At 64.2% G+C, this 19276-nt stretch carries 18 protein-coding genes and 1 pseudogene; 7 read left to right on the top strand and 12 right to left on the bottom strand.

Going from position 1 to position 19276, the window contains the following annotated elements; all coding sequences use genetic code 11:
• Positions 1-70: 70 nt before the first annotated feature.
• Both JG739_RS15770 and JG739_RS15765 read right to left on the bottom strand, forming a co-directional pair.
• Positions 71-499, bottom strand: coding sequence for a phasin family protein (locus JG739_RS15770; RefSeq protein ID WP_202367254.1), 429 nt, complete (start codon positions 497-499; stop codon positions 71-73).
• Between the two features lie 97 nt (positions 500-596).
• Positions 597-1892, bottom strand: coding sequence for a DUF445 domain-containing protein (locus JG739_RS15765; protein ID WP_202367253.1), 1296 nt, complete (start codon positions 1890-1892; stop codon positions 597-599).
• 198 nt (positions 1893-2090) lie between these two features.
• On the opposite strand from JG739_RS15765, the gene rirA reads away from it, so the two are divergent.
• Positions 2091-2549, top strand: coding sequence for an iron-responsive transcriptional regulator RirA (gene rirA / locus JG739_RS15760; RefSeq protein WP_202367252.1), 459 nt, complete (start codon positions 2091-2093; stop codon positions 2547-2549).
• Positions 2550-2802: 253 nt separating this feature from the next.
• On the opposite strand, the gene JG739_RS15755 is transcribed toward rirA, so the two are convergent.
• Genes JG739_RS15755 through hemP form a run of 5 tightly spaced genes read right to left on the bottom strand, consistent with a single transcriptional unit; the run spans position 2803 to position 7007 of the window.
• Positions 2803-3591 (bottom strand): heme ABC transporter ATP-binding protein, encoded by a 789-nt coding sequence (locus tag JG739_RS15755; RefSeq protein WP_202367251.1) that lies wholly within the window; start codon positions 3589-3591, stop codon positions 2803-2805.
• Positions 3592-3633: 42 nt separating this feature from the next.
• Positions 3634-4734, bottom strand: a complete 1101-nt coding sequence (locus JG739_RS15750; protein WP_202367250.1) for a FecCD family ABC transporter permease — start codon at positions 4732-4734, stop codon at positions 3634-3636.
• Between the two features lie 12 nt (positions 4735-4746).
• Positions 4747-5649 carry a heme/hemin ABC transporter substrate-binding protein gene (locus JG739_RS15745; RefSeq protein WP_370463552.1) on the bottom strand — a complete coding sequence of 301 codons (903 nt, stop codon included), beginning with the start codon at positions 5647-5649 and terminating at the stop codon, positions 4747-4749.
• An 11-nt stretch (positions 5650-5660) separates the two neighbouring features.
• A complete protein-coding gene (locus JG739_RS15740) occupies positions 5661-6728 on the bottom strand; it encodes a hemin-degrading factor (protein WP_202367248.1) in 1068 nt (355 codons plus the stop codon).
• 27 nt (positions 6729-6755) lie between these two features.
• The gene (gene hemP, locus JG739_RS36375; protein WP_370463553.1) at positions 6756-7007 is read right to left on the bottom strand and encodes a hemin uptake protein HemP; all 252 of its coding nucleotides are present in this window, start codon (positions 7005-7007) and stop codon (positions 6756-6758) included.
• A 207-nt stretch (positions 7008-7214) separates the two neighbouring features.
• Between hemP and JG739_RS15730 the strand changes: the two genes are divergently transcribed.
• The 4 genes and pseudogenes from JG739_RS15730 (at position 7215) to JG739_RS15715 (ending at position 11336) form a co-directional block, all read left to right on the top strand.
• On the top strand, positions 7215-9434 hold the full coding sequence (locus JG739_RS15730) for a TonB-dependent hemoglobin/transferrin/lactoferrin family receptor (protein ID WP_202367246.1): 2220 nt from the start codon (positions 7215-7217) through the stop codon (positions 9432-9434).
• A gap of 5 nt (positions 9435-9439) precedes the next feature.
• A complete protein-coding gene (locus JG739_RS15725; RefSeq protein ID WP_202367245.1) occupies positions 9440-9883 on the top strand; it encodes a hypothetical protein in 444 nt (147 codons plus the stop codon).
• A gap of 61 nt (positions 9884-9944) precedes the next feature.
• Complete coding sequence (locus JG739_RS15720; protein ID WP_244749906.1) at positions 9945-10979, top strand: energy transducer TonB family protein; 1035 nt, start codon at positions 9945-9947, stop codon at positions 10977-10979.
• Between the two features lie 43 nt (positions 10980-11022).
• Positions 11023-11336 (top strand): annotated as a pseudogene (locus JG739_RS15715) (antibiotic biosynthesis monooxygenase family protein).
• Between the two features lie 174 nt (positions 11337-11510).
• On the opposite strand, the gene putA reads toward JG739_RS15715, so the two are convergent.
• Entirely contained in the window at positions 11511-15122 is a 3612-nt protein-coding gene (putA, locus tag JG739_RS15710) for a bifunctional proline dehydrogenase/L-glutamate gamma-semialdehyde dehydrogenase PutA (RefSeq protein ID WP_202367244.1), read from the bottom strand.
• 162 nt (positions 15123-15284) lie between these two features.
• Here putA and JG739_RS15705 point away from each other — a divergent pair, with 162 nt between their 5' ends.
• Positions 15285-15737, top strand: coding sequence for an Lrp/AsnC family transcriptional regulator (locus tag JG739_RS15705; protein ID WP_202367243.1), 453 nt, complete (start codon positions 15285-15287; stop codon positions 15735-15737).
• A 4-nt stretch (positions 15738-15741) separates the two neighbouring features.
• Here the strand turns inward: JG739_RS15705 and JG739_RS15700 are convergent, their stop codons facing one another.
• The 4 genes from JG739_RS15700 to JG739_RS15685 all read right to left on the bottom strand — a co-directional run bounded on the left by JG739_RS15700 (position 15742) and on the right by JG739_RS15685 (position 18086).
• The gene (locus JG739_RS15700; RefSeq protein ID WP_202367242.1) at positions 15742-16056 is read right to left on the bottom strand and encodes a helix-turn-helix domain-containing protein; all 315 of its coding nucleotides are present in this window, start codon (positions 16054-16056) and stop codon (positions 15742-15744) included.
• Positions 16053-16280 carry a type II toxin-antitoxin system RelE/ParE family toxin gene (locus JG739_RS15695; protein ID WP_244749905.1) on the bottom strand — a complete coding sequence of 76 codons (228 nt, stop codon included), beginning with the start codon at positions 16278-16280 and terminating at the stop codon, positions 16053-16055. Before JG739_RS15695 ends, JG739_RS15700 begins: the two co-directional genes overlap by 4 nt.
• 143 nt (positions 16281-16423) lie before the next feature.
• Complete coding sequence (locus JG739_RS15690; RefSeq protein ID WP_244749950.1) at positions 16424-17587, bottom strand: cytochrome-c peroxidase; 1164 nt, start codon at positions 17585-17587, stop codon at positions 16424-16426.
• 49 nt (positions 17588-17636) lie between these two features.
• Positions 17637-18086, bottom strand: a complete 450-nt coding sequence (locus JG739_RS15685) for a FixH family protein (RefSeq protein ID WP_202367239.1) — start codon at positions 18084-18086, stop codon at positions 17637-17639.
• A gap of 210 nt (positions 18087-18296) precedes the next feature.
• Here JG739_RS15685 and JG739_RS15680 point away from each other — a divergent pair, with 210 nt between their 5' ends.
• Positions 18297-19217 (top strand): sugar kinase, encoded by a 921-nt coding sequence (locus JG739_RS15680; protein WP_202367238.1) that lies wholly within the window; start codon positions 18297-18299, stop codon positions 19215-19217.
• Positions 19218-19276 lie beyond the last annotated feature (59 nt).

Raw genomic sequence — 19276 nt, 5'->3', positions numbered from 1 at the left:
CGAGCCCAAAGGCCAACATCCAGGCCTTCACCAGCCGGATTTGATGGGAGAAAAACTGCTTGGGAACAGCCTACTTCTTGTCGTAGCCGCTGCGGATTTCCGCCATCGCCTCCTTGATGCGCTCGCGCAGGATCTCGACCGATTCGGTGCCGGACTTCCTGGCCAGCTCGGCCACCTCGCCGGCATTCTTCAATGCGGTTTCGAAGGATTTCCTGGCGAACGCCGCTTGCTTGGCCATCAGTTCCTGAGGATCGCCCGGAGCCCTGTAGTCCTGCACCATGTCGGCGATCTCGTGCAGCGTGTCCTGCAGCATCTCGCGTTGTCTCGAAAGCAGCGACGACGCTCCGGCAGCACTTGCCCTGGCCGACTTTTCCAGTGCTTCGAGGTTCTTTCGATGATGGCTGAGGATCGCCTCGACATCGACGTTCGGCAGCTTCAAGTCGCGGCCGAACCTGCCGAAAATGTCCATGAATGTGTCGGATTCCGGTTGCTTTGCCACGGTGGCGTCTCCCCTGTTGCTGCGAATGCGGCAGCTGAAGAGAAACAATAGGGCACTGGAGCTTCGCGGTCCATTCGAAGGCGCAATACATCGCGGCTCAGTCGACTAGGAACAGCCGTTCCAGGGTATGGAGCACGACGCCGGCCAGGCCGCCGATGACCATGCCGTTAAAGCGAATGTATTGCAGGTCCCTGCCGATGTTCATCTCGATCAGCCTGGTGAGTTGGGCCAGGTCCCAGCGCTTGACCTGGTCGGCGATGAATTTCGAGACGCCGCTCTTCTGGCTTTCGACGAACGAAGACAGCGCCACGATGAACCCCTGGTTCATGTCGGCCCTGATCTGCGCGTCGCCGGCAAGATGGCGGCCGACCTCGACGAACATGTTGGCGAGATGGGCGCGGATCATTGAATTCGGCGCCTTGGCGTCCTGCTCGATGACCACTCTGAGGCTTTCCCACATGTCGCCGGCAAGCGCCTTCAGCTCCGGCCGGGCGAGGAAATCGCGCTTCAGTTTCTCGGCGCGCCTGGCATATTGCCTGGACGTTCTCAGCCGCTCGACGAAGGTCAGGACAAAACGGTCGAACTCGGCGCGCATCGGGTGATTGGGATCGGCCCTCACCTCGTCGAGCAGCGAACCGGCGGAAGCGACGATCTTCTTCAGCAGATAGGCGTCGGCGCGAAACATGTTGAACAGCGACGGCAGTTCCTCGCGGATCTTCTCGCGCATCGTCGCCAGCGCCTGCTCGTCGCTCAGGAAGCGGCCGACGACCCTGGTGAATTCGTCAAACAGCCTTTGGTGGCGGCGGTCGTCGGTCAGAGCCGACAGCAGCTCGGCGGCGAGCGGCGCCAGCGGCACCTTTTCGATCTGCTCCAGCATGCGACTGGTGACGAAGCCGCGCAGGCCGGACCGCTCGACCGCCGCCAGCGTCTGCGGCACCAGCCGGCCGACGAAATGCGACAGATCGGCGGCGCGGTTGGGGTCGACCAGCCAGTCGGCGACGAGCGCGGAAAAATCGACCTCGGCGAGCTTTTCGCGCACCGGCTCGGGCGCCAGGAAATTGACCTCGATGAAGCGGCCGAGATTGTCGGCGATGCGGTTCTGGTTATCCGGTATGATCGCGGTGTGCGGGATCGGCAGGCCGAGCGGCCGCCTGAACAGCGCCACCACCGCATACCAGTCGGCCAGCCCGCCGATCGTCGCCGCCTCGGCGAAAGCGGCGACGAACCCCAGCCACGGATAGCGGCCCTCGAACGACTTGGCCGCCGCAAAGACGAGGACGCAGAGCGCGAGCGCTGCGGTGGCGACGAACTTTGTGCGCCGAAGCGCCGAAAGCTTGGCCTCCGCATCGGCATCGAACCGGGCGGATGCCAAAGCCGGTGCTGATTGTGACATGGATAAACTGCTCCTGGTCGAGGTCGCGGACTTAAACTAGCAATCCGCCCACCCGAATGCGCGCCATATTAGGATTATGGCTTGCACGACCGCGCACACAAACCTGACAAATAACTTCACCTATTACGCGGTGCTAGTCTGGAATTATTCCAAGGTATAGGCCATATTAAGGTTGAGCTACTGCTTCGTGAGGACAAGATGCGGCTGACACGCCAGACCAACTACGCCATGCGCATTCTGATGTATTGCGCCGCCAATACCGACCGGCTGAGCCGCATCCCGGAGATCGCTGCCGCCTACTCGGTGTCCGAGCTCTTTCTTTTCAAGATCCTGCAGCCTTTGGTCGAGCATGGTCTGGTCGAGACGGTGCGCGGCAGGAACGGTGGCGTCAGGCTCGGCCGCCCGGCCGAATCGATCACCTTGTTCGACGTCGTGCGGGTGACCGAAGAGAGCTTTGCCATGGCCGAATGCTTCGAGAACGACGCCGCCGAATGTCCGCTGGTCGACAGTTGCGCACTGAATTCAGCGCTGCGCGAGGCACTCAACGCCTTCTTCGCCGTGCTCGAGCGCTATACCATCGCCGACATGGTAGCGGCGCGCCCGAATGTGCGGCACCTGCTCGGCATCGACATGCTGCAAAGAGCGCCGGCCGCCTGACTTTGCGCTTTACCCTCTCCGAGCGTTTGCGCTGCCCCTCACCCGCCTGCCGGCGACCTCTCCCCGTATAGTGACGGGGAGAGGGACGCCGTCATCGACGATTTCGCCAATCACCAGCGTTACAGGTAGGCGCCAGCGTTGCGGCCAGCCCTTTCTCCCCGTCACTATACGGGGAGAAATGCCCGGCAGGGCAACGAGGGGCGGCGCCGACCCTGCAAGTTGGGAGGGCAGCGCCGACCTTGCGAGTTGGCACTTACGCCGCTGACTGCGGTAGCACGAACGGCATGTCTCCGGCCGGCAGCACGCCGACCCGCAGCCGGCAATCGAACACTTTTTCGATCAGTTCGTCGCTCAGCACGTCCTGCGGTGAGCCGGTGGCGGCAAGCCTGCCGCGATGCATGACAAAGATCCGGTCGGCATACATCGCCGTCAAATTGAGGTCGTGCAGGATCGCGACGACGCCGCCGCCCCGTCTGGCGAAATCGCGGGCGATGTTCATGATGATCAATTGGTGCTTGATGTCGAGGCTGGAAACCGGCTCGTCGAGAAAGAGATAGCGCGGTTTGCCGTCGAGGACCGGCGCCCAGACCTGGCAGAGCACACGGGCCAATTGCACGCGCTGCTGCTCGCCGCCCGAAAGCTCCTGGTAGAAACGGCCGGCAAAGCCGTCGAGATCGACGCGCGCCAGCGCCCGCTCGGGCAGGCGCTCGTCCTCGCCAGGCAGCGCGCCCGAGCGCCCGCCGAGCAGGCCGAGCCTGACGATCTCGCGCACCGTGAACGGAAACGACAACGTCGTCGCCTGCGGCAGCACGGCGCGCAGCATGGCTGCCTCGACCGGCTTCATCACCGACAGGTCGCGGCCATTGATGGTGACTTCTCCCGAATAGGCAAGATCGCCGGACAGCGCCCTCAGGAAGGTCGTCTTGCCCGAACCGTTGGGGCCGACGATGGCGGCGATTTCGCCGGGCCGCATGTCGAAATCGACATTGGCGACGATGCCCTTGCCGCCGATCGCCACCGAGACATTTCGTGCTTCGATCATGCCCGCGCTTCGATCATGAAAACCCTCTCACAGGTCCCCCTCTCACAGGTCAATGACGCCACGCTTGCGCAGCAGGATCCAGAGGAAGAACGGAGCGCCGGCGATCGCCGTGACGATGCCGATCGGCAGCTCGGCCGGCGCCACGATGGTGCGGGCGACGGCATCGGCCAGCAGCAGCAGGCAAGCGCCAAGTAGCGCCGAGGCCGGCAGCAAATAACGGTTGTCCGGGCCGATAGCCAGGCGCAGCAGATGCGGCACGACGATGCCGACAAAGCCGATGCCGCCGCTGACGGCAACAGACGCCCCGACCGCCGCCGAGACGCCGACGATAGCCGTGTATTTCAGCCGCTGAACCGGAATGCCGAGATGGCCGGCGGTGGCTTCGCCCAGCGCCAGCGCGTTGAGGCCGCGCGCCAGGAACGGCATCGCCGCCAGCGCCAGCACAATCACCGGCCCGACGGAGCCGATTTTCTGCCAGGTCGCGCCGGCGAGCGAGCCGAGCTGCCAAAAGGTCAGGTCGCGCAACTGCCGGTCGTCGGCCATGAAGATCAGGATACCGGTCAGCGCCATGGCAAGGGCCGCCAGCGCGATGCCGGCGAGCAGCATGGTGGCGACCGAGGTTTGGCCGTGCCGGGTGGCGACCTGATAAAGCACCAATGTCGTCGCCAGCCCGCCGCAGAACGCCGCCAGCGGCAGAGCGAGTGTGCCCAGCATCGAAGTTACCGGCGCCAGCACTGTCGCGCCAAGCACGATGACAGCCACCGCGCCGAGGCTCGCTCCGGCCGAAACGCCGATCAGGCCAGGGTCTGCCAGCGGGTTGCGGAACAGCCCTTGCATGACCGCGCCGGAGACGGCAAGCGCTGCGCCGATCAGCACGCCGAGCGTAACGCGCGGCAGGCGGATGTCGTAGACGATCAGGCGGTCGCGGGCGCTCAGCGCCTCATTGCCGGGTGCCGCACCCGACAGCCAGTCGCCGACGACGCTGACGGCGGAGGCATCGGATGCGCCTGAGGTCAGCGACAGCAGGACGGCAACGGCAAGCCCCAGGCACAAAAGCAGGATGACGATGCGCGCGCGCCCCGAACGATCGCCGTCGGATGCTGTCGCCATAATGCCCGCACCAGCGATCGATTGATCCACCATCGGGGCGCCCGCTCAGTCCGCGGCCTGCCCGCCATAAAGCGAGGCGGCAAGGTCGTGGATGACGTCGGCGGTGCGCGGCCCGAAGCCGAGCAGATAGCCGCCATCCATGCGGACTACCTTGCGCGCCGCACCCGCCGGTGTCGACCGGATGGACGGATGCGCGAACAATTCGTCGTCCGATACGCCGGGACCGGCATTGTTCATCATCAGGATCACGTCGGGCCTGGCGGTGATGACAGCCTCGTCGGACAATTGCTTGTAGCCGGAGAAGCCGTCAACCGCGTTGACGCCGCCCGAAAGCCTGATGATGCCATCGGCGGCAGTGTCGCTGCCGGAAGCCAGGATCTTGCCGCCCTGCATCGACAGCACGAACAGGACGCGCTTGCGGTCCTTGATCGAAGCGGTCCGCTTTTCGGCGGCCTTCAGCTTGGCATCGATCTCGGCTGCCAGCGCATCGGCCTTGGCGTCCACGCCAAGCGCCTTGCCGACGATGCGGATCTTTTCGAGAATGCCTCCATGGTCGTAGCGCTCCGGCACCTCGATGAACGGGATGCTCGTTTTCTTCAGCACGTCGACGGCTTGCTTCGGCCCGCTGCCGTGCAGCGCCAGGATGCCCGATGGATTGACCGACAGCACACCTTCCGGCGACAGCTGGCGCATGTAGCCGACGTCAGGCAGTTCGAGCGCCGCCTTGGGATAATTGCTGGTCGAATCGCGAGCGACCAGCCGGTCCTGCTCGCCGAGCGCAAAGACGATCTCGGTGATCGAACCACCAATGGCCGCTATCTTCGACGGGTTGGTAAAAACCTCCGTGCCTTCGGCGGCACGGGCCGGCAGCGCAAAGGCCACGGAAAGGCTCATCGTGGCCCCAAGCGCCATTCTAAAAACACGCGCCCGTTCAAGCAAAGCAGCCATTGTCATTGTCCTCAGGCTGCGGTCGGGTCTGGAATGCGCGGCAGGTTCTCTGCCAGAAACCGCCAGTCCTCGCGCTCGCTTTCACCTTCGTGGCGCTTGCCGAAGAACTGGATGATCATCTTGCCGTCGGCGCCATAGGCTTCGAGAGACGTGACATGGCCATCCTTGGTCGGCTTGCGCACGGCCCAGACCTCCTGGATGTGGTCGGCCCGCAGATGCAGGTGGAAGGTCTCGTCCAGCACGTTGATCCACGGCCCCATCAGCTTGATCGACGTGATCGGGCCCGAATGGATCTGGATGCAGCCGCGGTTGCCGACAAAGCACATGATCGGCATCTCGCCCTCGGCGGCATGATGGAACATGGCGCTGACGGCATCGTTGTCGAGCAGCCAGGCGTAATCCTGGCCGACCATGCGCATCGCCTGGCGGCGGTCGAGCTTCAGCGTCTTCAGCATGCCGAAGAACTGATGCACGTCGGTCAGCCGGCTCCAGCGGTCGCGCAGATCGTTGACGTCAGCGGAAGCCTCGGCCTCGCTTTCAAGCCCGCCTTCTAAAATCGACCCCTCTGACATCGCGACGCTCGACTCCTGGTTCGGCGATTCCAGTTCGGCCACCAGCTTCTGATAGGCATAAAGGTTGGACGCGGGCCGCAGATGCACCTTGTGCACCGCCTCGCCTGCCGCATCGAAGAACTGCAGGCTGCGCCTGATATCGCCGCCGTCGCGCTTTTCGACGGCAAAGCCGTGCGCCCAGATTTTTGGGAAGATGCGCAGGTCGATGTTCTCGCCAAGCACCATGGCATTGTGGTTGCCGGTGACGACCTTGTCGTAGACGCCGATCTTCTCGTGCACAGCGCTTTCGTTGCGCGTCAGCGCCATGACTTCGCCGACGGCCTCGAGGCCGGTCAGAAGATCGTTGACGCGTGGCTCGACGCGGACGACGCCGTCGCCGCAATACGCGGCGACCAGCTCGGCCTCCGAAATGCCAAGCTGGGCGGCGAGATCGCGCTCGCGCGTCTTCGGATTGTCTGCCCGCGCCCGCCGGATCTCGTGCGGCGCGGGTTTTACGCGCTGGTCCATCTCTTGAACACCTACTTGTCTGACAACCTACTTGTTGAGGATGAGCTTGCCCTGGCGGGTGATTTTTAGCCGGTAGAGCGCTCCGTGATGCTCGATGCCGATTTCATGCTCGCCCTGGAACAGAGCGTTGCTGGACAGGGTCCTCACCGTCAATGGAACCCGATCGAAACGAGCCGAATTGTCGTCGGAACGACGGACGCGATCGCGAAAGTCACCGGGGCGAAAGTCGTTGGGCCGAAAGTCTTTGGGCCGAAAGTCTTTGGGATTGTGCGTGTTCATCTGGTTCGATCCCTTTCCTGGGCCGGGCCTGGTCGGCTGGCGCGGCGCTTGCGTGAAATGCCGATTCATTTCTTGACTTGAATACTCATGTTTACTAGTCAGTGCAATACCGGACTAACCGAGTCAAGATTTAAGAAGCCGGACACGACGAAAAATGCCGGCAAGTTAAGCCGGCCAGCATCGAACCAGGATTTTTGGAGTTGGGGCATGGGGTTGGGGAATTGGCGACGGCTGGGTCTGGCGAATAGCAGCCCAGATCCGGGGCATAGATCAATGGCAAAGGGCATGGCGGCATCGCTGGCGGGTGCTGCGGCGATCGCGCTGCTCACTCCGTCGGCCAATGCCCAACACACCGCCCAAACCGCAACGGATCAGCAGCAGGCCGAACAGGCGCAGACGCCTGAACAGCCGGCCGCAGCAGGCGCAACGCTGCTCGACCAGATCCTAGTCGTCAGCCGCACCGGCGAGACGGCGATCAATTCCCTGGCTTCGGTCAGCCATGTCGATCAGGAGCAATTGCAACGCCGCATGGCGACGACGCCCAACGACATGCTGTTGGGTGTGCCGGGTGTAGCGGTCCAGGCGGACGCAAGGCGCGTCTCCTCCAGCATCAACATTCGTGGCTTGCAGGATTTCGGTCGCGTCGCGGTGATCGTCGACGGTGCGCGGCAGAATTTCCAGCGCTCCGACCACGGCCCGCAATCGACCTTCTATATCGACCCGGAACTCATCAAATCCGTCGACGTCATTCGCGGCCCGGTCGCCAACACCTACGGCTCGGGCGCCATTGGCGGCGTCGTCCTGTTCGAGACCAAGGACGCGGACGACTATCTTCGCGACGGCGAGACATGGGCGGCGTCCGCGACCGGGCGCTATGAGAGTAACGGCGAAGGCTGGACGACCAGCGCTGCCGGCGCCTACCGTTTCAACGAAAACTGGGATGTTCTCGGCAACATCGTCTACCGCGACTACGACGACTACAAGGATGGCGGCGGCGATACGGTCGACGGCACCGGCTTCGACGTTTTGAGCGGCCTGCTCAAGACGACCATCCGCCCCAGCGAAAACAGCGAACTGAAGCTGGGCTGGAATGGCACGAGCGACGGCTGGAACGAGGTCAGCGGCGGCACGCCGGTGAATGACGTCGACCTGGAGGCGAATACCTTTACCGCGCGCTACAACATCACCGACGAGGACAAGAGCTGGCTCGATCTCCACATCAACGCCTCCTACAACAAGACCAACATGGAGATGACGAGCCTCGTTGCGCAAAACCGGTTTGATCCCGTCACCGGTCTTCCCATCGTTTTGCCGGCGGGCTCGATGTCGACCTTCGATGTCGGCACGTCGGGCATCGACATCTGGAACACCTCGCGGTTTGAGACCACCGGCATTGCGCACGAGCTGACCTATGGCGGCGACTGGGTTGGCGACGATGTCGAAACAGGTGGCGCCGCAGGCGGCGCCAGCTTCTATACCCCTTCGGGCAAGCGAAACGTTTCCGGCGCCTACATCCAGGACAAGCTCACCTGGGACTGGCTCGAAGTCATCGCCGGCCTGCGATACGACAGCTACAAGCTGGAAAGCGATATCGGCGAAACCTCCGGCGACCGGCTGTCGCCGCGCATCACCGTCGGCATCTCGCCATTCGAAACCGCCAGCCTTGAAGGCCTGCAGTTCTACGGCACCTATGCCGAGGGATATCGCTCTCCGTCGCTGTCGGAAACCCTTATCAGCGGCAACCATCCGGCAGGCGTCAGCTTTCCGTTTCTCCCCAATCCCGATCTGAAGCCTGAAATCGGCAAGACCGTCGAATTCGGTGTCAACTACAAGCAGGACGACATCCTCGAAGCCGGCGACGCATTTCGTTTCAAGGCCGCCTATTTCAACAACGACGTCGACGACTACATCGACGGCGTCACCCTGTCGGCGTTCGACCCGACCAGCGGCTGCCCTTTCGGTCCCGGCATCCCGATCTGCTTCCAGTACCAGAACTTTGCAGAAGCCAAGATCCGCGGCTTCGAAATGGAAGGCGTCTATGATGCCAGCTGGGGTCTCGCCGGGCTTTCCGCCTCGATCATCGATGGCCACACCATCTCCTATGACGGCGAGCGCGCGGACCTTGTTACCGTCCCCTCTTCCCAGGTCACCGGGCAACTCGGCTTCCGCTTTCTGGAGGACAAGCTGACCGTCGGCGGCGAGGTGCAATACAATGGCAAGCCGAAGGGCAACCCGGTGGCCAGGGACTACACGCTGGTCAATGCCTTCGCCAGCTACCAGGCGACCGACAATCTCAAGGTCGACTTCCGCGCCGACAATTTGTTCGACGTCAAATACACCAACCCGTTGAATGCACCGGCCACCAGTGTAGTTTACGAGCCCGGCGTCACGCTCAAGCTGGCGGCGACAATGCGATTTGGAGGCTGACGACAATGACAAGCTTGACGGCATCGCTTCGCCTGCTGACCTCGGTGCTGGCCATGCCGCTTGCGATGGGTCCGGCGTGGGCGCAACAGTCTGCGCCGGCCCCTGCTCTCACGCTTGAGCTCAATGGCGCGCAGGCCTCCGAAAAAGGCTGCCGTCTGACCTTCGTGGTCAACAACACGCTCGGCGCCGACCTCTCGAAAGCGGCGTTCGAGATCGCGCTGTTCAACGAGGCCGGCGTCGTCGACCGGCTGACGGTGCTCGACTTCAAGGACCTGCCGGCGGGCAAGACCAAAGTGACGCGGTTCGATCTTGCCGGCGCCGACTGCGCCAAGGTCAGCCGCGTGCTGATCAACAGCGCGACCGAATGCGCCGGCACCGGCATCAAGCCGGACGCTTGCATGCGTGGGCTGAAGACCGAGACCAAGACCGGCATCGCCTTCGGGGTCTGAGAAGGCAGACTGGAAGCGGGTACGAGGCCGGCCTGTTGCCCTAGGGGCAAATGATGTTGATTTGACAAGTCCGCGCCGGTTGCGGCAGGTCTCGCCGCGAGCCATGCAGAACATCAGTCCCCTCCCCGACGCCGATGGCGAACTGGCGATTGCGCCGACCGGACCGCTTGCGCCTGCCCGACCGTCAGCCATGAGCCGCAAATGGACGGCGGCGATTGTCGCCTCCTGCCTGTTTCATGCGGCGGTGGCGGCCGCTTTTCTCATCGCACCTGCCGGCACGTTTGATGCCGGGGACGCAATCGAGATGGAAGGCGCCGATCGAACCGGCGCCGACGTGGTCGGCAGCGACTTGGATGGTCGGGTCCTGGGCGCGATGAACGTCACCCTGGTGCCCGACCCGCGGCCGGCCAAACCTGAGGTCAAGCCCAAGGTCGAGCCCGCGCCGCCTGCCGACCGGCCCACCAGGAACCGGCCGATCAGGGAAATGGCCGAGCAGCCCCCCGCGCCCTTGCCGCAGATTGTCGAACACCCCACCGCCGCGCCAGACATACTGATGGCCGACAGCCCGCCGCTGGACGAGCAGAGCGTGGCTCCGAAGATCGAAACGCCGGCAGAGCCGGCTGCTCCGGCCGAAACCGCCGAGGCGCCTCCTGCCGATATCGGACAGCCGCCGATCCCGACGCCAAGGCCGAGCACGACACCAGATTTTGGCGGAGCCGGCGAAACGAACGAGGCCCGCGGCGCGGCGGATGGCGAGGAACGCGACGCGGTGGCTGCCAGCAAGGGCAAGGAGCAGGCAGCGGCAGGCAATGCGATAGAATCCCGCTACAGCGGTGAAGTCCAGAAGAAGCTTGCCCGCGCCAACCGTCGAGTTTCGAAAGCGATACAGGCGAGCGCTCGCAACAATGCCAGGGTCGTTTTCGTTGTCATGGCCGACGGCAGCATCAGCGACATACAGCTTGCCGAAAGCTCAGGTTCTGCGGAGCTTGATCAATTCGCTTTGACACTGGTGCGCAAGCAAGCACCGTTCCCTCCCATTCCAGCCGAAACCGGCAGGTCGAACTGGGTGTTCAAAGCCCGGATCGGTCCATTTTAGGCAATCCACCAAGCATCAATCCGCAATTCCGAAAGGACAGAAAATGTACATCGCCATGAACCGCTTCAAGGTCCAGAACGGCTCGGAGGAGGCATTCGAGGACGTCTGGAAGAACCGTGATTCGAGCCTGTCCGAAATGAAAGGCTTCAAGCAATTTCATCTGCTGCGCGGTCCGGTCAACGAGGTCGAAGGCTACACGCTGTTTGCCTCGCACACGGTGTGGGCGAGCCATGAAGATTTCGTCGCCTGGACCAAATCCGAAAATTTCCGCGCCGCGCACGCAACGCCGGCTCCACCAAGGTGCACTATCTCGGCCATCCGCAGTTCGAGGGCTTTTCGGTCGTCGAGGGCGCGTGAGTAGTCTCAGGCGACCCATGGTTCCCTTGGGCCCTTACCGAACGATCGCCGCATCGCCCTGACGAAATAGGCGCCGTCGGCGAAGCTGCCAATCTCCCCCCTCGAGGGGAGAGATTGGCTGTCACCGCGGCATTCGCCAATCTCCTGCCCGCGATGAGCGAGCCTGGCGGAATCCTACGCCGCCGCCAGCAGGCTGGCGTTGCCGCCGGCAGCCGTGGTGTCGACGCAGACGGCGCGCTCATGCGCGTAGGCAGCCGGGTTGAGCACTTCGCTGACCAGCGGCACGATCGGGCCGGCGCGGTCGGCGATCACCTTGCGCACGATACGCGCGGCCTCGGGCGTGCCGGAAAAGGCCACGACGTCGACACGCAGCGCGCGTGCCTCGACCGGGTCGGGCCGGCCGTCGATGGCCGCCAGCGGCAGGCCCTTGCAGGTCAGTGACGACAGTGCCGCCGGCGCACCGGGCGCGACGGCCAGCACCGCATTGCCGGCGGCGAGCGCCTGGATGGTCTGGGCAAGCAGCGTGTCGGCATCCGGCCCCAGGCACAGCACGCGGCCGCGCGGCGACAGCGACAGCGTGTTGGCCTCGCCGGTCGGCCCGGGCAAATCGACCTGGCCGAAATCGATGCTGGCGGCGGCACCGATGGCCGCGGCACCCTTGCCGCGCAAATGCTTCCTCAGCACGGCAACGCGATCCGCCCGCGTCGACCAGCCGCCGAGCGCCGGGTCCGGCAGATTGTCGGCGAGTTCGGTCGCCGTCACCTTGCGGCCGTCAGGAACAGACGTGCCCGCCTCCGGCCCCTTGCGGAACCGCCTGAGATAGTGCGGCCCGCCGGCCTTCGGCCCGGTGCCGGAAAGTCCTTCGCCGCCGAACGGCTGCGAGCCGACCACGGCGCCGATCTGGTTGCGGTTGACATAGATGTTGCCGGCATGGATGCCGTCGACGAAATGCTGGGCGCGGCCCTCGATGCGGGTGTGCAGGCCGAAGGTCAGGCCATAACCCTTGCGATTGATCGCGGCGATGACCCCGTCGATATCGTCGGCGTCGAAGCTGGCGACATGCAGCACCGGCCCGAACACCTCGCGCTCGATGTCCTCGATGCCCTTGACCCGAAACACATGCGGCGCCACGAAGCGGCCGGCCTTCGGCGCTTCGAGCTTGGCGACCAGCCGGCCCTGCAGCCCCATCTCTGTGCAATAGTCGCGGATCGATTTTTGTGCCTCCTCGTCGATGACCGGGCCGACATCGGTCGAAATCCGCCAAGGATCGCCGAGGCTGAGCGCTTCCATTGCGCCCTTCAGCATCTCCAGCATTTTCTTCTCGACGTCCTTTTGCACGTAGAGCACGCGCAACGCCGAGCAGCGCTGGCCGGCGCTCTGGAAGGCCGAGGCCAGGATGTCGCGCACCGCCTGCTCGGGCAGCGCGGTGGAATCGACGATCATCGCATTCAACCCGCCGGTCTCGGCGATCAGCATGGCGTCGGGCGCGGCGGTCTCGGCCAGTTGCTTTTCGATCAGCTTGGCGACCTCGGTCGAGCCGGTGAAGCAGACGCCGGCAATGCGCGGGTCGGCGGTCAGCGGGCCGCCGACCGAGGGGCCGTCGCCGGGCAGAAGCTGGATGACGTCTTCCGGCACACCGGCCTGGCGCAGCAATTCGACGGCGCGGAAGGCAATCAGCGGCGTTTGCTCGGCCGGCTTGGCGATGACCGAATTGCCGGTCACGAGTGCTGCCGCAATCTGGCCGGTGAAGATGGCGAGCGGAAAATTCCATGGCGAGATGCACGCGATCACGCCGCGCGCCTCGGTTCCCGTTTCGGCATTGGCCGCCTCGGCAGTGTAATAGCGCAGGAAGTCGACCGCCTCGCGCACTTCGGCGACGCCGTCGGCCAGCGATTTGCCGGCTTCGCGGGCGGCGAGCGCGAAGAATTCGACGGCATTGGCCTCATAGAGGTCGGCCGCGCGGTTGAGGATTGCGGCGCGCTCGGCGACGGCGCGCTTCGCCCAGGCCGGTTGCGCCTCCACGGCGATGCGCACGGCGGTCGAAACCTGCTTGGCGGTGGCCTCGCTGACCGTGCCGACCACCTCGTCGGGTTTTGCCGGATTGACCACCGGACGCTGTTTGCCGTAGCCGGCGGCACGGGTGATCGGCCTGGCGTGCCAGCGGTCCGGCCCGGCGAACTCAGCCCTGGCCTTGTCGATCGCGGCCAGCGTCACCGGATCGGTGATGTCGAACCCCTTCGAATTGCGGCGGGCGGGACCGAAGATCGCCGACGGGCTGGGAATCGCCGGATTGGCGGCCGGGCCCTGTTTCTCGACGGTTTCGAGCGGATCGCGGGCAATATCCTCCGGCTCGACCTCCTCGTCGGTGAGCTGGTGGACGAACGAGGAGTTGGCGCCGTTTTCGAGCAGCCGGCGGACCAGATAGGCAAGCAGGTCGGAATGGGCGCCGACCGGCGCATAGATGCGGCAGCGCGTGCCCTCGGCCCGCCGCACCGTCTCGTGCAGCGCCTCGCCCATGCCGTGCAGGCGCTGGAATTCGAAGGCGTCGCGATCGCCGGCCATCGACAGGACGGCGGCGACGGTATGGGCGTTGTGGGTGGCGAATTGCGGATAGATGCGGTCGGTCATCGACAGCAGCTTTTTCGCGCAGACCAGGTACGACACATCGGTGTTGGCCTTGCGGGTGAAGACCGGATAGCCGTCAAGGCCGAGCGTCTGCGCCCGCTTGATCTCGGTGTCCCAATAGGCGCCCTTGACCAGCCGCACCATGATGGTGCGGTCGTGCCTCTTCGCCAGCGCATAGAGCCAGTCGATGACGAAGGCAGCGCGCGGACCATAGGCCTGGACGACGACGCCAAAACCGTTCCAGCCGGCAAGCTCCGGCTCGGCCAGCACCCGCTCGATGATTTCGAGCGACAGGTCGAGGCGGTCGGCCTCCTCGGCGTCGATGTTGAGGCCCATGCGTGAATGGCGCGCCGCCAGCGCCAGCGACAAAAGCCGCTCGGCCATCACAGGCAGCATCTTTTCCTTTTGCATCACTTCATAGCGCGGATGCAGCGCCGACAGCTTGACCGAGATGCCGTGATTCTGGCGGATGTCGGGACCATTGGCGCCGGCGTCGAGCGACGAGATGGCATCGGCATAAGCCTTGAGATAGCGCAAGGCATCGGCCTCGGTGCGAGCCGCTTCGCCCAGCATATCGAAGGAATAGAGATAGCCTTTCTGGGTCATCGCTCGGCCGCGCTTGACGGCCTCGGCAATGGTGCGGCCGAGCACGAACTGCTCGCCCATTTCGCGCATGGCGGCTCCGACCGCCCTGCGGATGACCGGCTCGCCCAGCCGGCGCACCATGGCGCGCAGCGTGCCTTCGATGCCGTCCTCGCCTTCCTCGAGCACCCGGCCGGTCAGCATCAGCGCCCAGGTCGACGCATTGACGAAGATCGAGCTCGAGCCGCCCGAATGCGCCGACCAGTCATGCGGCGCGATCTTGTCGGCGATGAGGTCGTCCATCGTCTCGGTGTCCGGCACCCGCAGCAGCGCTTCGGCCAGGCACATCAGCGCGACGCCCTCCTTGGTGGACAGGCCGTAGGCGGACAAAAAGACTTCCATCAGCCGCGGATCGGACGAGCCGCGCACCGCCCGCACCAGATCGGCGGCGCGGGCAGAGATTGCCTTGCGCTCTTTCGTCGAAAGCCCTGTCGCCTCGGCCAGCCGCTTCACGGCCGCGTCTTCGTCAGCCAGGTAATTGGCACGGATCTGCTGGCGGATGGCTTCGAGCGCTGGCATGACGGTCCTGTGGAGCGAGCATCAGTGAGCGGTCCGGCGGTCGCCGGACCGAATGACGCAAGTTATCACAAAGCGCAGTTCCGATCGGTCCAAAGAAATCGACAGGAGAGGTCGACTGGTCTATCATTCGGCCGAATTTCTTCCAATTTGATCAGATATTTGATGGCAGAAGACCAATTGGACCGCATCGACAGGAACATCCTTTCGGCGCTGGGCAGCGACGGCCGGCTTTCGATGTCGGAACTCGCGGCAAAGGTCGGCCTGTCGAAGACGCCGGTGCAGGCGCGGGTCAAGCGGCTCGAAAAGGACGGCATCATCCGCGGCTACCAGGCGATCGTCGACCGTGAGCGCATGGGCGAAGGCCATGTCGCCTTCGTCCAGGTGAAACTGTCGGACACCCGCTCGGCCGCGCTCGACGCCTTCAACCGCGCCGTGCAGGCGGTGTCGGAGATCGAGCAATGCCACATGATGGCCTCGAGCTTCGATTATCTGCTGAAAGTCCGCACCACCGACATAGCCGCCTACCGCCGCGTGCTCGGCGAGCGCATCTCCGCCTTGCCCCACGTCGCCCAGACCTCGACCTTCGTGGCGATGGAGACGGTGAAGGACCGGTAGGCGCTCAATGGCCGGCGCGCGGCTTCGGCTTCCCGGACTCGAAGCTGATACGGAGCTTTGATCCAGTCGCCTTGGCGAAACGCTGCAAGGTCCGGGTCGAGGGCATATTTCGACCACTTTCCAGGCGAGCAATCACCGCCTGTGTCGTACCCATGGCGGCGGCAACTTCTTCCTGCGTCATATCGGCTTCACCTCGCGCCTTGATCAAAGCTTCCGCGATCGCGAACTCCTCTTCCAAGGCGTCGTATTCGGCGACAAACGCCGGGTCCTTGAACCATTCCTTGGCGGCTTCCTCGACGGGAATTGTTTTCCGGCTCATAGGACCTCCTTTGCTCGCTTGAGGGCCAACGCGATCTCGCTTCGCGGCGTCTTCTGGGTCTTCTTGGCGAAAACGCGCACGACAACCACACGGCGCTCGGCCGCCGTCACATAGATCCCGCGTGCAATGCCATCACGGCCCTTCATCCGCATTTCCCATAGCCGGCCTTCCAAATGCTTCACATACGGCTCGTGCACATTCTGCAGCCCATGCGCTTCGATCAAGCGCGATATCCTCAGAAAGCTGGCGAGGATGTCCTTCGGCTGGGCTTCGAGCTCCCGTCTCACCTCGATATTGAGAAACTCGACCGACCAGCTCATCTGAATCGGAATATATCTTTTTTGCGATATTTATCAACTGTCCGGCTTCACTCCGCCAGCGTCTCCAAAAACGCCACCAGCGCCGCCCGCTCGCGGTCCGAAAGCTGCAGCGGGTGGATCTCGGATACACCCTCGACACTGGCAGGCGCCTTCGAATAATGCGCCACCACCTCGTCGAGCGAGGAAAACTGCCCGGCATGCATGTAGGGCGCACGGGTGGCGGCGCCGCGCAGCGACGGCGTCTTGTAGGCGCGGACGAGTTCCGGCCCGGCCTTGACCATGAAGCGCAGCTCGCCGCAGGCGCTGGCGTCGCCATCGCGAAACGCGCCGAAACAGTTGAACGGATCGGCCTCGACTTGGCGCACCGCATCTATGCGGCCGCGATCCGGAGGCAGATTTGCCACCGGCGGCACGCCGGTGTTGTGAAAACTGCCGTCGGTAAAACGCGGCCCGGCATGACACGTCACGCAATTGGCCTTGCCGATGAACAGTTTCAATCCGAGGATTTCCTCGGGCGAAAAAGCAACACCTTCCGGCGCTTGTATACCGGTATCCAAAGCGGCGGCGAACCGGTCGAAGCGCGTCTGCGGTGGCGCAATCGACCGCTCGAAGGCGGCGATCGCCTTGCCGATATTGGCGAAGACGCGATTGACGTCCTCGGCTTGCGCATCGGACATGGCATTCCACGCCGCCTTCTCGGCATCGCTGCCGAGCGGACTGGCATTGGCCGGCACATTGGAAAGGTCGGGCAACGGCCCGAAGATGCGCTCGTAGCGCTCGCCGAATCGCGCCTTGATATAATGCGCGTAGGCGGCGCGGTTGCCGGCCTGCTCCAGCGGATTTTCCAGCGGCGCCAGCGCCTGTGCCCACAGACTGTCACGCCGCCCGTCCCAGAAGAACCATGCGTCATGCGCAACGCCGGCCAGCGGCATGGTGCGCCGGTTGGTGCGGCCGACACCGACCGCTCGCGGCAGATCGTCCTGGAACTGCCGGTCGATCTTGTGGCAGGTCGAGCAGGAAACCTTGCCGTCGCCGCTCATCCCGGCGTCGAAAAACAGCGTCGCGCCAAGCGCGGCGGCGGCCGGCACATCGGCGAAGCGGTTGGTGATGTCGGTCTTCAGCGGCGGCAGCGCTGACAGCGCCAGCGAGGCGATGGTCTTCCTTTCGGCATCGGAAAACTCAGGCTTGCTGCAGCCGGCAAGCACAGCCATCGCCAGCAGTGCGAAAATTCGCGAAAAGCGGTTCAATTTGCTCCAGTGCTCAGAGCACCACATTGAAGACCACCGTGTCGGATCCGGCCGCCGCGGAAATGGCGAAATGCAGTTGCCACAATCCGCTCATTGTGAATTTTACCCCGCCGATGCGATAGCGGCCATCGCCCAGATAATCGGTCGCATGCGGGCTGGTTGGCAGACCGTGCCTGTGCTGCGGCATGCCGCCGGAGATCGTGATCGCAGCGCCCTCCACCGGAGTTCCCGCGTTTGTCTTCAGCGTCAGCAGCCAGGATTGCAACTCGCCTTGACGGACAACGCCCCGCTCCGGCTCGAAACTGGCTACAAACAGGCCGTTCGCCGTCTCTTTCGAACGGGCAATCTCGGAGCCGGCGGGCCGAGGCGCTTGCGGCGCGGTCAGATAGACGGCGGCGAGAATGCCGGCCAGCAAGGCAGCCAGACCAACACCTGCCAGAACGTAGCGCCATAACGATGCCAAACCGGTTCCTCTTCCAGAAATAACGTCTCACTGAGCGGGTCGCGTCCCGCCGCGCAGCTGAGAAAACGCCGCTGGCGCAAAAATCCGCTGCCGCCAAGCATGGCGCTGCCGCTCGCAAAAAGCTACAGCACCGGGTCTTTGGTTTTGTGCAAATCGTTATCCCAAAACCGCTGCACAGGCTGTGGGCGACATGCACCAGGAGAGAGATACATGGCAGGAAACGGCGTCGCCTCGATCGGTGAATGCATGCTCGAGCTTTCAGGCCAGGCCGGGCCGAACTGGCGCATGGGCTTTGCCGGCGACACGTTCAATACGCTGTGGGCGCTGCATGCGCTGAGCGGTGACCGGCCGGCGACCTATGTGTCGGCGTTCGGCGACGACCCGTTCTCGCGCGACCAGATCGATTTCTTCGCGCAAAACGGCATCGGCATCGGCGCCAGCCCGATTATACCAGGCGCCCGGCCTGGCCTCTATGCAATCACGCTGACCGGCGCCGAACGCTCCTTCACCTACTGGCGCGGCGACGCAGCCGCGAGACAGCTTGCCTCCGACGCGGCCGCTTTGGCGAAAAGCCTTGAAAATCAGGCGCTTGTTTACTTTTCCGGAATCACTTTGGCAATTCTGGACGACGCCGCGCGCAAGACGCTTTTGGCGGCGGTGGCCAAGGCGCGCGCCGCCGGCTCGTTCGTCGCCTTCGATCCCAATTATCGGCCGCGGCTGTGGCGCCGGCGCGAGGAGGCACAGACCGCGATCCTCGATGCGCTGGCGGTCACTGACATCGCGCTGCCGACCTTTCCCGACGAGCAGATGCTGTTCGGCGACGCAGCGCCGCAGAAGACCGCGGAACGGCTGGGAGAGCTGGTCGGCGAAGTCGTCGTCAAGAACGGCGAGGAGCCGGCGCTGATCGCCGCAAACGGAACCCTGCAACTCGTTCCGGCCGTGCATGTCGCCGCCCCGGTCGACACCACCGGCGCCGGCGATTCCTTCAATGGCGCCTATCTCGCCGCCCGGCTTGCCGGCCATGCCCCGACCGAGGCGGTGCTGCGCGCGCATCGCGTCGCCGCGGCCGTCGTCCAGGTGCGCGGCGCGCTGGCGCCATTCGAGACGCTAAGGGCGGCGTTCGGGGATTAGCTCAAAACGCCATCAGACTGCTGCCGCCAACCGCCGACAGCCATGCAGCCCAAGGCGGT

Source organism: Mesorhizobium sp. L-2-11, from assembly GCF_016756595.1.
Taxonomy (GTDB): domain Bacteria; phylum Pseudomonadota; class Alphaproteobacteria; order Rhizobiales; family Rhizobiaceae; genus Mesorhizobium.
The sequence above is the reverse complement of the archived record's forward strand: the minus strand, read 5'-3'. Positions and strand labels throughout refer to the sequence as shown.

Excerpts from the sequence above, each read along its gene's own strand:
- JG739_RS15765 (WP_202367253.1), bottom strand. The coding sequence starts at position 1,892 with ATGTCACAATCAGCACCGGCTTTGGCATCCGCCCGGTTCGATGCCGAT.
- JG739_RS15755 (WP_202367251.1), bottom strand. The coding sequence starts at position 3,591 with ATGATCGAAGCACGAAATGTCTCGGTGGCGATCGGCGGCAAGGGCATC.
- rirA (WP_202367252.1), top strand. The coding sequence starts at position 2,091 with ATGCGGCTGACACGCCAGACCAACTACGCCATGCGCATTCTGATGTAT.
- JG739_RS15680 (WP_202367238.1), top strand. The coding sequence starts at position 18,297 with ATGGCAGGAAACGGCGTCGCCTCGATCGGTGAATGCATGCTCGAGCTT.
- JG739_RS15730 (WP_202367246.1), top strand. The coding sequence starts at position 7,215 with ATGGGGTTGGGGAATTGGCGACGGCTGGGTCTGGCGAATAGCAGCCCA.
- hemP (WP_370463553.1), bottom strand. The coding sequence starts at position 7,007 with ATGAACACGCACAATCCCAAAGACTTTCGGCCCAAAGACTTTCGGCCC.
- JG739_RS15705 (WP_202367243.1), top strand. The coding sequence starts at position 15,285 with ATGGCAGAAGACCAATTGGACCGCATCGACAGGAACATCCTTTCGGCG.
- putA (WP_202367244.1), bottom strand. The coding sequence starts at position 15,122 with ATGCCAGCGCTCGAAGCCATCCGCCAGCAGATCCGTGCCAATTACCTG.
- JG739_RS15750 (WP_202367250.1), bottom strand. The coding sequence starts at position 4,734 with ATGGTGGATCAATCGATCGCTGGTGCGGGCATTATGGCGACAGCATCC.
- JG739_RS15690 (WP_244749950.1), bottom strand. The coding sequence starts at position 17,587 with ATGGCTGTGCTTGCCGGCTGCAGCAAGCCTGAGTTTTCCGATGCCGAA.
- JG739_RS15740 (WP_202367248.1), bottom strand. The coding sequence starts at position 6,728 with ATGGACCAGCGCGTAAAACCCGCGCCGCACGAGATCCGGCGGGCGCGG.
- JG739_RS15745 (WP_370463552.1), bottom strand. The coding sequence starts at position 5,649 with ATGGCTGCTTTGCTTGAACGGGCGCGTGTTTTTAGAATGGCGCTTGGG.
- JG739_RS15725 (WP_202367245.1), top strand. The coding sequence starts at position 9,440 with ATGACAAGCTTGACGGCATCGCTTCGCCTGCTGACCTCGGTGCTGGCC.
- JG739_RS15700 (WP_202367242.1), bottom strand. The coding sequence starts at position 16,056 with ATGAGCCGGAAAACAATTCCCGTCGAGGAAGCCGCCAAGGAATGGTTC.